The sequence below is a fragment of the Streptomyces coeruleofuscus genome, from assembly GCF_039532725.1.
In the GTDB taxonomy this organism is placed as follows: Bacteria; Actinomycetota; Actinomycetes; order Streptomycetales; family Streptomycetaceae; genus Streptomyces; species Streptomyces coeruleofuscus.
Map to the genome: position 1 here is coordinate 205310 of NZ_BAAASE010000006.1, position 13801 is coordinate 219110.

Sequence of the window (13801 nt, forward strand, 5' to 3'; positions counted from 1 at the left end):
GCCGCTCCGGGCTACGCGACCACTCAGCTGCGGGGGACCGAGGAGAGGAAGAAGCGAGCAGATCGGGGTGTGGCTGAGCATGGGACCAGAACCTGAGCAGCGGGCTTACCGAATGTCACCGAGGGGGCGATCATCGAGGCCGGATGCGTTTTTCAGCGACCCCGGGGATCACTCTGAACAAAACTTGGTCCCCGGTCCTCGAACTTCACCCGGGCCGCAGCGCCACATAGATGCCGACCGCCCCGCTCCGAAGATGGGGCGGGTGATCTCACGCGATCGGTACGCGTTAGGGGTCGCCGCCTTCGGCACGCCGGTTGTCTCCGCCATGACCGACGCCCTGCACGACGAGGTCGTCGAACCCGGCGCGGTCGCGCAGAGGCCGGCCGGCGGCGGCGCCGATGCCCTCCTCACCACCGTTCCGGCAAGTCATCGTCCCGGCCTCGAACACACGCTGCACACGGCCTTCGCACCGGCCACAGCACCCTCGCCCTCACCGCCGGCGCCGCCGCCCTGGCCTGCGCCGCCCTCGTGCTGTGGCTGACCCGCACGGGCCGCCGTCAGCACCCGGAGCCTCAGGCTCCGAAGCCGGAGCAGGACACACACTCCGTCGGCTGAGTGCCGCCGCCGACCCGCCCGTGCGCCTGTCTCCTCAGCAGCACCCACCACGTCGGAAGAGACAGGGCCCCATGACCTCCCGCGAATGCATCCCTGAGCGTCGAGGACCGCAGGCGGCTGGTGAAGCGGTGCCGGACACGTCCCATCGCCCACGTCGCCGCTGAGATGAGCATCTCTCGCGCATGCCGCTACATCCAGCGGATCCAGTCGCCGTGCGGGTGGGTGAAGGCGGCAGGTGTGCCGTCGACGGTGAGGACGAACGGCGAGGTCTCGAACCGGGGCGGCGCGATGTCGGCGACCACGCCCGGCGCCTCGTTCGCGATCCATACGACGTCAAGCTCGCGGGCCAGCCCGGCGAAGTCGGCGCGGAGCTGCGGCCCGACGTAGGCCAGCACCGCCGAGTGGAAGACCACAACACGCGCGTCCCGGGGCGCCTGCTCGACGAGGGCCGGCAGCGCTTCGAGCAGGTCGCCCTCGTGCACAGGCACCGGATGGCGCTGCGCGGTTGCCAATGCGGAGACGAGGCGTTCGTGACGGGTCGTCTGCCCCGGCCACACCAGACACTCGAGCCAGGACCGGTCCCCGGGATCCGACGGATCGAGCGGGTTGAGGTCGATGCCGGCCGCCCATGCCACCTCGGGCATCCGCAGTTCCGGGTGCGGTCCCTCCGCCCGGCACCGGAGTGTCGGCGCCTGTGGGTCATGGCCGGTCAGGTGCGTGTGGCCGTAGTCGTAGGAGTAACGGTCGACGTGCAGGCACAGTCCGGCGCTCGCGCCGACCTCGATCAGGGCAAGCGGCCCGTCGACCGCAGCCAGCGCGGGCAGAAGCGTGGCGCAGCGGCCCGGTTCGTTGGTCTGGGTACGCCGCGACAGGATCGTCGCCCGCAGCTCCCCGGCCCGCATCATGGCCAGCTCCCGCAGCGCGTCCGCGTCGGGCACCATGCGAAGCATGTGGCGGGCGGCGGCAAACAGCAGGTTCGGCTGGCGCTTGTCGGCGGGCAGGGTGCCCAGGAAACCCAGCACGTCCGGGTCGGACGCCACCGCGAGGGCCAGCGCCTCGTAGGCGGGGGATCGTCCCGCCGCCTCGCGCTCGGCGAAGTGACGGTAGTTTTCCGCCGTCGTCATCCGGTCGTCCAATCCCGTCATCGCCATGGCGTGATCGTATGGGCCACTCCGGAGGTACCGGTAGATGTACGGGCCACGAAAACACGGGGAACCAGCAGACCTGAGTCACCGGAAACCTGTCGAGTCCGACCCCGCAGCGGCTCTACCCTTGCCGCCATGGCCCATGGAAAGACCTCGTACGTTTGCCTGCCCTGCCGGGCGTCGTACAAGCAGCCCTACCCCGGCTACTACGACCACGACCGGGTCTGTCCACGCTGTGCCGAACCCCTGATCCACGTCGGCTCCGCCTTCGCGGCACCCAAGAGGCGGGACACCGCCGCCTGGCGCACCCTCTCCGTGCTGCTGCACGCCGGTGTGCGCTTCCACAAGAGCTGTTGCGGCGGCCCCGGCTACCGCCCGCGCACCCTCAGCGAGGTGCGCGAGCGGATGGCCTACGCCCGGGCCACCGGAGAACCATTCGCTCAGGCGTTGGTCCGCCGCGACCTGCCTTGAGCGATGTCCGTAACTACCGGCCTCCCCACGTCATGGGATCACCCGTCGGCGTGGGTCAGCTCGTCACGCGGAACGTGGCGTCGCTGCGCGCCGTTGTGGTGGTGATCGGGTCGAGGCGGAGTTCGTAGGCGTAGTGGCGGATGTACCGGTCGGGGTGGTTGTACGACTGGAAGGACGACCATGTCGGGTCCGCGAGGCCGGCGACCTGGCGGAAGGTGGCGTCCGCGGCGAACTGGGTGGTGCCGTCGTTGTAGGCCAGCTGGAAGTCGTATCCGGCGTGCCGCAGGTAGTGGCCGGGGAAGTTGACCGACTCGAAGGAGACGGTGCCCGAGCCCGCCAGGCCGGGGCGCGCTCGGAACTGGGCGTCCGGGCCTGTGATGTTCTGGTCGATGCGCACGTCGAAGTTGGTGTGCCGGACGTAGCGGTCCTGGAAGTTGAACGACTGGAGCCGCTTGGCCGGGGTGTCGGCCCAGCGTGCGAGCACGCGGCTCTCCTCGGCGGCCGTCAGGTTGAGGATCGCACCGTGGCGCTTCTTCGTCCCGCCCAGGTTGTAGCTTCCCGACGCCGGGAGCCGGTAGGTGCTGGGGGCGGAGGGGTTGGTCGTCGTGACCGGCATGTAGCCGCGTCCGGAGGCGTACTGGTCGAGGTACAGGGTCCACTCGTTGCGGTCCCTGAACTTCATCCACATCGGGCCTTCGACCTGGGAGCCGGTCAGGCCGATGCCGGAGAGGTTGCCGAGGTTGGTCCACGTACCGAGGATCGAGTTGCTGCCTTCGAGCGTGATCTGGCCGTCGCCGGAGGCTCGAACGTAGCGGTGGCTGCCGACGCCGGACGGCAGCTCGACGATCTGGGTGTCGATGATGTTCTGCGTGCCGGGGCGGTCGATGTAGAGCTGCGGGGTGGTGATGGTGCGGAAGTCGGTGGTGCGGGCGTAGTAGATGCGGTGCTTGAGCACGCCGCCCCGGGTCGCGTTCGTCGCCCAGTACAGGACGTAGTCGTTGGTCTCGGGGTTCCAGATCGCTTCCGGCGCCCAGGCGTTGCGCCCGTCGGGGATCGCGCCGGCGACGTTGAGCAGCCGCGGCTGCGACCAGGTGACCAGGTCCGTCGACTCCCACACCACGAGGTTGCGGCTGCCGTTGTTCATGGAGTCGTCCCAGGACTGCCCGCAGTCGATGCACAGGTCGGTCGCGATGATCCAGTACTTGTCACCGCCGGGGGCTCTGACCAGTGCGGGGTCGCGCACCCCACGCGTCCCCACCGTGGAACGCAGCGTCATCCCGCCGCCGTTGAGGTCCCTCCAGTTCAGGCCGTCCGTGCTGTGCGAGAAGTAGATCTGCTGACCGGTCGACCCCTCCCCGATGAAGTGCGTCATCAGGTAGCCCGGGTCGGCGGCGGCGGCCCGGTCAGGTGTGGTCAGGGCCTGGCCTGTGAAGAGGAGGCAGGCGGCGAGCGCTATCGCCGACAGCCTGGAGAGAAGCGCGCGCATGTGCATGTCCTCTGTCTTTGTCTGACTGTCTTCGTCTGACTGTCTTTGTCTGACTGTCTTTGTCCGACTTTCCGGTGCCCCCGTGGGCGCTGCGCCGAGCGCGTCGGATCACTTGCCGTTGTCGCGGCTCTCAGCCGTGCCCGTCAGGTCTTCCGGCGTGACGTCATGGTCCGCTGGATCAGGATGAAGGCGCACAGCAGCACACCCGTGGCGATCTTCGTCCACCAGGAGCTGAGCGTCCCCTCGAACGTGATGACGCTCTTGATCAGGCCCAGCACCAGGACACCGAAGAGTGTGCCCAGCACATAGCCGGAACCGCCGGTCAGCAGGGTGCCGCCGATGACCACGGCGGCGATGGCGTCGAGCTCCATGCCGACGGCGTGCAGCGGGTCGCCCGACTGGATGTACAGCATGAACAGCAGGCCCGCCAGGGCCGAGCAGAAGCCGCTCACCGTGTACACGGCGATCTTCGTGCCGCCCAGCGGAAGGCCCATGAGCAGGGCCGACTGCTCGTTGCCGCCGACGGCGTACACACGGCGTCCGAAGCGGGTGTAGTGGAGCACGTAGCAGGCGACGGCGAGGACGACCAGGGCTACGACGGCGCCGATCGACAGGTCCCCCACGCCCAGCGACACCCGCGTCTGGGCCAGCGTGCCCACCGAAGCGTCGTTGATGGAGATGGACTCCTTGCTGATGACCAGGCACAGCCCGCGGAAGAGGAAGAGCCCGGCGAGGGTGACGATGAAGGGCTGGATCTCGAAGTTGTGGATCACATAGCCCATCAGGAAGCCGCCGAAGGCGCCTACGGCCAGCGCGAGGGGGACGACCAGGAGCAGCGGCAGTCCCTGGCGTTCCACCAGCCACGCCGTGAACATGGTGGTGAAGCCGATCATCGAGCCCACGGACAGGTCGATGCCGCCCGACATGATGACGAAGGTGGCACCGATGGCGGCGACCAGCAGATAGCCGTTGTCGATGAACAGGTTGAGGAACACCTGGGGTTCGGCGAAGCCGTAGTTCTGGTACCGGCTGAGGCCGGCGACGTACATGGCGATGAACAGGGCGGCCGTGACCAGGACGGGCAGACGCCGGTCGCCGAGCAGGCGCGTGGCACGGGCACGGGAGGCGGTGCTGCCGCGCGGAGCCGCCTTGGGGGTCTGGGCGGTCGCGCTCATCGCGACACCTCCATCTTCGGGGCGGCGTCGGCCGCCGGAGCGGGCTCCACCGGGGCGGCGTCCCGGCGCGGGCCCTTGGGGCCCTTCGCTCCGAAGACCTTGGCCCGGAACTTCGGGGACTGGAGCAGGCAGACGACGATGACGACGGCGGCCTTGAAGACCAGGTTGGTCTGGGTCGGCACGCCGATGGTGTAGATCGTGGTGGTCAGGGTCTGGATGACGAGGGCGCCGACGACCGTGCCGCCGATGGAGAACCGGCCGCCGAGCAGCGAGGTGCCGCCGATCACCACGGCGAGGATCGCGTCGAGTTCGATCCACAGACCGGCGTTGTTGCCGTCGGCGGCCGAGGTGTTGGAGCTGATCATCAGGCCCGCGATGCCCGCGCACAGGGCGCAGAACATGTAGACCATGATCTTGATGCGCGTGGACCTGATGCCGACCAGGCGGCTGGCCTCGGCATTGCCGCCGACCGACTCGACCAGCAGGCCGAGCGCCGTGCGGCGGGTCAGCGCCACGGTGACGGCCACCACCGCGGCCACCACGAAGATGGAGAAGGGCAGGGTCAGCCAGTAGCCGCCGCCGATCAGCTTGTACGGCTCGCTGTTGACGGTGATGATCTGGCCGTCGGTGATCAGCTGGGCGACACCTCGGCCCGCGACCATGATGATGAGGGTCGCGATGATGGGCTGGATTCCCATCCTGGCCACCAGGAAGCCGTTCCACAGACCGCAGACGACCGCGGCCACCAGCCCGATGCCCATCGCCAGGAACACCGCGGACAAGGTGTTCTGGTCGGCCTGGTCGCTGATGTACGAACAGGTCAGAGCGCCGGTGATGGCGACCACGGCACCGACGGAGAGGTCGATGCCGCCGGTGGCGATGACCAGGGTCATGCCGACCGCGACCAGGATCAGCGGTGAGCCGAACAGCACGATGGAGACGAGGCTGCCGTAGAGGTGGCCGTCCGTCATGTTGATCGAGAAGAAGTCGGGCGTGAAGGGGACGTTGACGAGCAGCAGGGCGATCAGGACCGCGACCGGCCAGAACAGGTGGTGATGCGTCAGTGCTCGCCAGCGGGATGTGGTGGTCACTGGTGTTCTCCGCTCGCGATGGTCTCGAGGATCTTGCTGGTGGTGATCTCCGGCCCGTTGGTCAGCCGCGCCACCAGCCGGCGGTCGCGCAGCACTCCGATGGTGTGGCTGAGCCGGAGCACCTCCTCCAGCTCGGCCGCGATGTACAGCACCGACATGCCGTCCTCGGAGAGGGAGACCACCAGTTTCTGGATCTCCGTCTTGGCGCCGATGTCGATGCCGCGCGTCGGCTCGTCCAGGATCAGCAGCTTGGGCTGGGTGATCAGCCAGCGGGCGAGCAGCACCTTCTGCTGGTTGCCGCCGCTGAGCCGGCCGACGCGGGCCTCCGGGTCGGCGGGGCGGATGTCCAGCGCCTTGATGTACGTGGCGACGAGTTCGTCGCGCTGGGAGGCCGGGATGGGCCGGGTCCAGCCGCGGGCCGCCTGGAGAGCGAGGATGATGTTCTCGCGCACCGTCAGGTCGGGGACCAGGCCCTCGCTCTTGCGGTTCTCCGAGCAGAACGCCACACCGGCGTCGATGGCGTCGTTCGGGGCGCTCATCGAGACCTGCCTGCCGCCGATGGTCACCTTGCCGCTGTCGGGCTGGTCGGCTCCGAACAGCAACCGGGCGAGTTCGGTGCGGCCCGATCCCAGCAGGCCGGCGAGGCCGAGCACCTCACCCTTGTTGATCTCCAGGTCGAAGGGGGCGATCCCGCCGGTGCGGCCGAGCCCCTCGGCCGTGACCAGGCTCTCGCCGACGTCGGAGTGCATCTGGTGCTCGGCCAGTTCGTCGAGCTGGTCCAGGGCCTTGCCGATCATCAGCTCGATCAGCCCGACCTGGTCGAGGTCGCGGACCAGGTGCTCGCCGACCAGGGTGCCGTTGCGCAGGACGGTCATCCGGTCGCAGACCTCGTAGATCTGGTCGAGGAAGTGCGACACGAACAGGATCGCGACACCCTCGTCCCTCAACTGCCGCATCAGGCGGAACAGTTCGAGGACCTCGTCGCGGTCGAGGCTGGAGGTCGGCTCGTCGAGGACCAGCACCTTGGTGCCGAGTCCCGCGGCGTCACGGTCCCCGGTGCCCACCGACCGTACGATCGCGACCAGTTGCTGCACGGCCAGCGGGTACGAGGACAGGGGCGCGGCGACGTCGATGTCGAGTCCGAGCCGGTCGACCAGCTCCGCCGCCTCCTTGCGCATCCGCTTCCACTGGATGCGGCCGGCGCGGGTGGGTTCGCGTCCGATGAAGATGTTCTCCGCCACCGACAGGTTGGGGCAGAGGTTGACCTCCTGGTAGACCGTGCTGATGCTGGCCTGCTGCGCCTGGAGCGGGCTGCCGAACCGTACGGACTCGCCGTCCAGGGTGATCGTGCCGCCGTCCAGGGAGTACACGCCCGTCAGCACCTTGATGAGGGTGGACTTCCCCGCACCGTTCTCGCCCATCAAGGCGTGGATCTCGCCGGGGAAGAGCCGGAAGTCGACGCCCGACAGAGCCCGTACCCCCGGAAACTCTTTGACTATGCCCGTCATCTCCAGGACGGGCTGCGGCTCTGCCATGGCAGCGCTCCTCGTGAATGGTCCAGGTCCGCGGGGAGCCTCCCGGCCGAGGGATGTCGGCCCGGCCGGAGGCTCCCGCCGGTGGGGACGGTCGGTCAGTACTTGCGGGTGGGGAGCGCGTCCTTGGCCTGGTCCTGCATGAAGTCGCTCTCCTCGGTCTTGATCCAGCGCTCGACCGTCTCGCCGTCCTTGACCTTCTTCACGACCTCCATCAGCTGCGGGCCGAGCAGCGGGTTGCACTCGACGATGGCGTTGATCTTGCCTTCGGACATGGCGACGAAGCCGTCCTTCACGCCGTCGATGGAGACGATGAGGATGTCCTTGCCGGGCTTCTTGCCGGCCGCCTCGATGGACTGTATGGCGCCGATGGCCATGTCGTCGTTGTGCGCGAAGAGCACGTTGATGTCCGGGTTGGACTGGAGGAAGGCCGCCATGACCTGCTTGCCGCCGGCCCGGGTGAAGTCACCGGTCTGGCTGACGACGACCTTCCAGTCGTCCGCGTGGTCCGCCTCCATGACCTCCTTGAAGCCCTTGGCGCGCTCGATCGCGGGGGCGGCGCCGGTGGTGCCCTCCAGCTGGGCGATCTTCACGGCGCCCTTGTGGCCCGCCTTCTCCAGGACCTTCTCCAGGATCTTGGCGGCGCGCCGGCCCTCGTCCGTGAAGTCGGAGCCCACGAGGGTCACGTACAGGGAGTCGTCGGAGGTCTCGACGGAGCGGTCGGTGAGGACCACCGGGATCTTCGCGGCCTTGGCCTCCTTGAGCACCGCGTCCCAACCCGTGACGACCACCGGCGAGAAGGCGATGACATCGACCTTCTGCGCGATGTAGTTGCGGATCGCGGAGATCTGGTTCTCCTGCTTCTGCTGGGCGTCGGAGAACTTGAGGGTGTAACCCGCCTCCTTCGCGGCCGACTTCACAGAGTCGCTGTTCGCGGTGCGCCAGCCGCTCTCCGAGCCGACCTGGGAGAAGCCGAGGGTGATCGCCTTGCTGCCGCTGCCGCTGCCGCTGCCGGCGGCGGCGGTAGAGCTGCCGTCCTCCTTGGCGCAGGCCGCGAGTCCGGTCGCAGCCGCGACGCCGACCGCCGCGGTGAGGAAGTTCCTTCTGCTGAGCATGCTTGATCTCCTTCGTAGAGCCGGCCCGGGGATTGGACTCGGTTGCTGCGGCTTCTGACGTTCCGTCGGAATCCGTGGAAGTGGTGATGTTCTGAGGACCGACCGACGTTCGAAATTCTGAACATGCGAGGCGCGTGCCGTCAGAGGGTGGTCAGGGCGGGGTGTGAGCGGGATCAGGGAGGGGTCGGCGAAGTGGGACCGGAGGCGTTCCGGTCGGGCCGTGCCGCCCTCGTTCCACTCCTCGATGGCTAGAGGCGCAGGGCACGGCTACGTTCCGCCGCCGCGAAGAGGTCCTGGCGGACCGCGCTCAGCGGAAGTGCCGGGAGCTCCGGCTCCGGTACGCGGATCCGGACTCGGCGGCGTCGCAGGGAGTACGGGCGCTCATCTCACCCGGCCTCCGCAACAACAAGTGCCGTCTAATCGTGGGCCGCAACCTGCCAGGGAGGTGCTGCTGTGCGCCGGAGGTGCCACGGCCGTACCTCCCTCAGGTGGTCAGTGATGGGGAGGTCATATGAGCGCCCACCGTCCCCCCTGGTCAAGGGGGTGCGCGAGAAGCAGGCCATCACGTTTGGGTAACGCGGGGCAGCCGGCGAGGCTGACGGCCTTCCGGTCGCCCGACGCGAAAGAGGCTTCTTGCGGCAGAGATATTGACGCTCGGCAGGCATGGCCATACCTTTCGATCGCTGAACGAAGTATCGAACTCCGTGCGACATCCCGGACGATCCGCCCACGGGACGGGATCCCGTACGCCGGGTGCCTCGTGCCCGGACCACGGCACGGCATGACACGGCATGGCTGGGCATGGCTCGGCTTGGGGCGGCGGGTCGGATCGGCGGCAGAGGTGATCTGCGGGGTGGGGGGGCGGCGTGTTCGAGGCGATTCGTTGGCGCTGTTACGCGCGTGTGGCCAACCGCCGCAGTGCCGAGCGAGTGGTCGGACGCATCGGAGAGCTGTTGGTGCACACCGTCGAGCTCGATGGTTATGAGCGGTACTGGAAGTTCCCGGACTTGGCCGAGCTGCGGTTCGTCTCCCCTCTTGGTTGTTCCGCCCCGCAGGACGCGCTCCTGGTCACCCTTCAGCGGGCATGGCGGGTCGCGACACCGTGGAGCGTCAGCAACCCGGAAGCGGGCGCACGCCATGAGTTCGAGGGTGTCGCCTCGTCCGACGTCGGAGCCCGTTTCAGTGTCGCCGGCGTCGAGTGGATGGAGTTCACCGTCACTGATCGCGACCAGAACCCGCTCCCCGACGGGGCGAGCTGACAGCCACGCTACGCGAGCGCGGCCGTGCCTCCTTCCAGCCGTACTCGCAGGTGGGAGGGGCGCCCTGCGTCCATGTGCACGGTGTTCGTGGCCATGGCGGTGCGGCGGGCTGCTGCCTCCGGTTCGCCGGTGTTGGTGTTGACGTCGAAGCGGGGGAAGTTGCTGGAGGAGACGTCGAGTCGGATGCGGTGGCCGGCGGCGAACGTGTTGGCCGTGTCGGGGGCGGTGACCTCGATCTCGTACACCTCGCCCGGAGTGAGCAACTCCGGCTTCTCGTAGGAGCGGTGGAAGCGGCAGCGGACGATGCCGTCGGTGAGGTTCATGGCGAAGCCGTGCGGATAGTCGGCGTTGGGCGGATGGACGTCGATCAGCTTGATCGTGAAGTCGGTGTCCGGGGCCGTCGTCGAGATGTAGAGCTGTGCCGACACCGGGCCGGCCAGCACCACGTCCCGCTCGAGCGGCGGGGTGGTCAGGCTGATCACGTCCGGGCGGGAGTACAGCGGCAGATACGGCTCGCGCGCCCCGTACACCCGGGCGTCCGGGGCGTTCTGATCGTATGCCCCGCCGGTCATCACCGGCTCGCCCGAGGTGACTTGGCCCCCCATGGTGGGAACCGGCCGGCGCGGGTCGAAGTCGTAGGTCACCGACGCGACGGCCACGGTGGGCGGGGCGGTGGTGAGGGCGCCGTCGGTGGTGAGGTACAAGGCGACGGGGGCCGTCGACGCCGGCGGCCACTGGGTGTCGGTGCGCCATGCGCCGCCGTGCCGCATACGCCCTGCCGCATCCCGTCGGCCGTCGCCGCCGCCCATCAGGAAGTACTGGACGGCTGGGAGGTCTTCGTTCCCCGCATGGCCGTTCCCCGCATGCCCGTCCCCGGCATGCCCGGTCCCGGCATGCCCGGTCCCGGCATGCCCGGTCCCGGCATGCCCGTCCCCCGGATTCGCCCCGTCACCCTCGTCCCCCCGGCCCAGCGCGCGGTCGAACCAGCGGCGGCGGAACTCCAGGTATGACGGGGCGAGGTTGCCGTCCAGTGTCGCCCGCGGACCGAAGTCCACGTCTCCGGCGTACGTCTCGCAGCGGTGACCGTGCGTCCACGGGCCCATGACCAGGTAGGAGGGCGCCGACTTCAGCTTCCGCAGGGCGGTGAAGTTCTCGATGGTGGAGCGGACGTAGGGGTCGTACCAGCTGCCCATGTGCAGGCTCGGCGCGTCCGGGAAGCGCTCGTAGAAGCCTCGCCCGTATATCGCCGGGTTGCGGTAGTAGTCCCCGAAGGTGTCCTGCCGCCACTGCTCCAGCAGGAAGTCCTCGTACGGCGACAGGTGCCGCAGCGGCGTGCAGCCCGGCCGCCACGGCATCGCGCCGAACCAGCCCGTCAGGTCCACGCGCCGCAGATCCTCGGCCAGGACAGGATCCGCCGCGGCTTCCGGGCTCTCCACGGCATGCCGCAGCGCCCAGGTCACCTGCTTCAGCTCGAAGGCGCCGCCCATCCGCATCCCCGCGTCGTACGCGGAGGAGAAGCCGCCCGAGTCCTGGAACATGGCGGCCAGGCCCGTCGTCCCTTCGGCGGCCGCGGCTGCCTGGACGTGGGCGGAGTAGGACACCCCCGTCATCACGACCCTGCCGTCGCACCACGGCTGGTTCCTGAGCCAGGCGATCGTGTCCGCCCCGTCCGGGCCTTCGCCGAGGTACTTCACGAACGTCCCCTCGGAGTCGCCGCGTCCCCGGCAGTCCTGCCGTACGACGTGGTAGCGGGCTTCGGTGAAGTGCCGGGCGATGTCCTCGGGCCGCGGGACCGGCGCGTCGCTGCGGTCCTGGTCCGAACCGCGCTGCGCGCGCCGGCCGTACGGGGTGCGCTCGAGGAGCACGGGAAGCGCGGTCGTCTCCGGCTCGGGTGACGCGGAGTACAGGTCGGCGGCGAGCTGGATGCCGTCCCGCATGGGGATGCGCAGGGTACGGCGCCACAGGGCACCGCCCTGGAGGGGTTCGGGCCCCTGGAGGGGTCCGGGCCGGGCGTGGGAGGTGTCGTACGAGGTCACTCCCGTGACGCTAAGCAACAGCCAGGATCATGGCGATCACTTGACGTCATCAGGTCAACTGTTCCGCCGGACGGTGACGGGGCCGGAAACGGGACCTACTGTCAGCGCAACCCGAGAGCACCCCCCGTGCATGCCATCTCGTCGGATCGTGATCCTGCACGGCTCCGGGCTCCGTTTCGCACCGCTCGCGGCGCAGCCGCGCCATGCCCCCGTTTCCCCATCCCCGCATCCCCTCGCCCGCCCTCTCCCAGCCCTCTCCCAGCCCTCTCCCCGCCCTCACAGGAGGCCGCCATGAGCACACCCGACAGCCGCACCGAGGAGGTGCAGGCCACGGAGCCCGGCGAGGGGGGCCGTGGCTCCCGGCTCCTCGACCTGGTCGAGCGCGCGGGCAACGCACTGCCGCATCCGTTCTGGCTGTTCTGGATCCTGTGCGGGGTCGTCGCCCTCGTCAGCTGGGCGCTGAACGCCTCCGGCGTGCAGGTCGAGGACCCCTCCTCGGGCGACCTGGTCGGCGTACGCAGCGCCCTGTCGGCGGACGCCGTACGGGACCTGATCACCGGCGCCGAGGAGTCCTTCGTGACCTTCGGCCCGCTCGGCGTCGTGCTGATGGTGATGCTCGGCGTCGCGGTCGCCGAGCGTTCGGGACTCTTCGAGGCGCTCGCCCGCCGCATGCTGTCGGGCGTGTCCCCGCGCACGGTCGTCCTGGGCGTGGCTCTGGGCGGCGTGCTGGGGAAGTTCCTGTCCGACTCCGCGTACGTGGTCCTCATCCCGCTCGGGGCCGTGGCCTTCCGTGCCGTGGGCCGCTCCCCCATGCTCGGCATGATCGTCGCGTTCGTGTCCATCAACGCCGCGGGCGACGCCAACCCGCTGATCGCCCCCGGTGACGCGCTGTTCGCCTCCGTGGCCACCGAGGCCGCGCAGCTCGTCGACAAGGGCGTGGTGGTCCGCGCGACGGACAACATGTACTTCACCACCGTCTCGGCGTTCGTGCTGGCCGGGACCATCGCCCTGGTCGTGGACAAGATCCTCGCCAGGCGCGAGCACCACCTGACCCCCGACGCGGACCTGGAGGCCGCCGCGGCAGGGCAGGTGGCGGCCGCCGGAGTCGACGACGCCACCGAGCTGCGGGCCCTGAAGCTGACCGGCCTCGCCGTGCTCGGCTACGCCACGCTGATCGTGCTCGCGATGCTGCCCGCCTCGTCACCGCTGCGCGGCGAGGGGGGCGCGATCGTGGAGTCGACCTTCATGAACGCCATCGCCGTCTTCCTCACCGTCTTCTTCCTGCTGATCGGCGCCATGTACGGGCGGCTCACCGGGCGGATCAGGGGGAGCCGCGCGATACCGGAGTTCATGGCGGACGGAGTGCGCTCCATCGCGCCGCTGCTGGTGCTCTTCTTCGCCGTGTCGCAGTTCCTCGCCCTGTTCAAGTGGACCAACATCGCCACGGTCGTCGCGGTCGAAGGCGCGGACTTCCTCAAGCAGTTGGGCGCGCCCACGCTGGTGCTGTTCACCCTGCTGATCGTCGCGGTCGCGCTGATGAACCTCCTCATCACCTCAGGCTCCGCCCTGTGGACCCTGGTGGCCCCGGCCCTGGTGCCGATGCTGATGCTGCTCGGCACCAACCCGGCCACCACCATGGCGCTCTACCGCATCGCCGACTCCTGCACGAACTCCATCACCCCGATGAGCACCTCGTTCATGCTCTGTGTCGGTTACCTCCAGACCCTCCGCCGCAAGGCCGGCATCGGCACCCTGGTCTCCTTCACCCTGCCCCTCGCCATGATCATGCTGGTGGTCTGGGTGCTGCTGTTCTTCGCCTGGTACCTGCTGGGCATCCCGCTCGGCCCGGGCGCACCCGTGCGGTGAGCCCCGGCCG

11 protein-coding genes are annotated in these 13801 nt (G+C 69.1%); 3 read left to right on the forward strand and 8 right to left on the reverse strand.

From position 1 onward, the window contains the following. Positions 1-286: 286 nt before the first annotated feature. Entirely contained in the window at positions 287-430 is a 144-nt protein-coding gene (locus tag ABFX81_RS24395) for a hypothetical protein (RefSeq protein ID WP_346138655.1), read from the reverse strand. A 373-nt stretch (positions 431-803) separates the two neighbouring features. Beyond that, the gene (locus ABFX81_RS24400) at positions 804-1766 is read right to left on the reverse strand and encodes a DUF2332 domain-containing protein (protein WP_346138656.1); all 963 of its coding nucleotides are present in this window, start codon (positions 1764-1766) and stop codon (positions 804-806) included. Positions 1767-1895: 129 nt separating this feature from the next. On the opposite strand from ABFX81_RS24400, the gene ABFX81_RS24405 reads away from it, so the two are divergent. Further along, the gene (locus ABFX81_RS24405) at positions 1896-2231 is read left to right on the forward strand and encodes a deoxyxylulose-5-phosphate synthase (RefSeq protein ID WP_086839475.1); all 336 of its coding nucleotides are present in this window, start codon (positions 1896-1898) and stop codon (positions 2229-2231) included. 55 nt (positions 2232-2286) lie between these two features. On the opposite strand, the gene ABFX81_RS24410 is transcribed toward ABFX81_RS24405, so the two are convergent. The 5 genes from ABFX81_RS24410 to ABFX81_RS24430 form a co-directional block, all read right to left on the reverse strand. Then, positions 2287-3717 carry an AbfB domain-containing protein gene (locus ABFX81_RS24410; RefSeq protein ID WP_086839473.1) on the reverse strand — a complete coding sequence of 477 codons (1431 nt, stop codon included), beginning with the start codon at positions 3715-3717 and terminating at the stop codon, positions 2287-2289. A 143-nt stretch (positions 3718-3860) separates the two neighbouring features. After that, on the reverse strand, positions 3861-4892 hold the full coding sequence (gene yjfF / locus ABFX81_RS24415) for a galactofuranose ABC transporter, permease protein YjfF (protein ID WP_086839471.1): 1032 nt from the start codon (positions 4890-4892) through the stop codon (positions 3861-3863). Next, positions 4889-5983 (reverse strand): ABC transporter permease subunit, encoded by a 1095-nt coding sequence (locus ABFX81_RS24420; protein WP_086839469.1) that lies wholly within the window; start codon positions 5981-5983, stop codon positions 4889-4891. The genes yjfF and ABFX81_RS24420 overlap by 4 nt, the downstream gene beginning before the upstream one ends. Then, the gene (locus tag ABFX81_RS24425; protein ID WP_086839467.1) at positions 5980-7518 is read right to left on the reverse strand and encodes an ATP-binding cassette domain-containing protein; all 1539 of its coding nucleotides are present in this window, start codon (positions 7516-7518) and stop codon (positions 5980-5982) included. The genes ABFX81_RS24420 and ABFX81_RS24425 overlap by 4 nt, the downstream gene beginning before the upstream one ends. 95 nt (positions 7519-7613) lie before the next feature. Continuing rightward, the gene (locus tag ABFX81_RS24430; RefSeq protein ID WP_346138657.1) at positions 7614-8630 is read right to left on the reverse strand and encodes an ABC transporter substrate-binding protein; all 1017 of its coding nucleotides are present in this window, start codon (positions 8628-8630) and stop codon (positions 7614-7616) included. 956 nt (positions 8631-9586) lie between these two features. On the opposite strand from ABFX81_RS24430, the gene ABFX81_RS24435 reads away from it, so the two are divergent. After that, entirely contained in the window at positions 9587-9889 is a 303-nt protein-coding gene (locus tag ABFX81_RS24435) for a hypothetical protein (protein WP_346138658.1), read from the forward strand. Positions 9890-9897: 8 nt separating this feature from the next. On the opposite strand, the gene ABFX81_RS24440 is transcribed toward ABFX81_RS24435, so the two are convergent. After that, positions 9898-11925 (reverse strand): CocE/NonD family hydrolase, encoded by a 2028-nt coding sequence (locus ABFX81_RS24440; RefSeq protein WP_346138659.1) that lies wholly within the window; start codon positions 11923-11925, stop codon positions 9898-9900. A gap of 291 nt (positions 11926-12216) precedes the next feature. Here ABFX81_RS24440 and ABFX81_RS24445 point away from each other — a divergent pair, with 291 nt between their 5' ends. Continuing rightward, entirely contained in the window at positions 12217-13791 is a 1575-nt protein-coding gene (locus tag ABFX81_RS24445; protein WP_346138660.1) for an AbgT family transporter, read from the forward strand. The last annotated feature ends 10 nt before the right edge of the window (positions 13792-13801 follow it).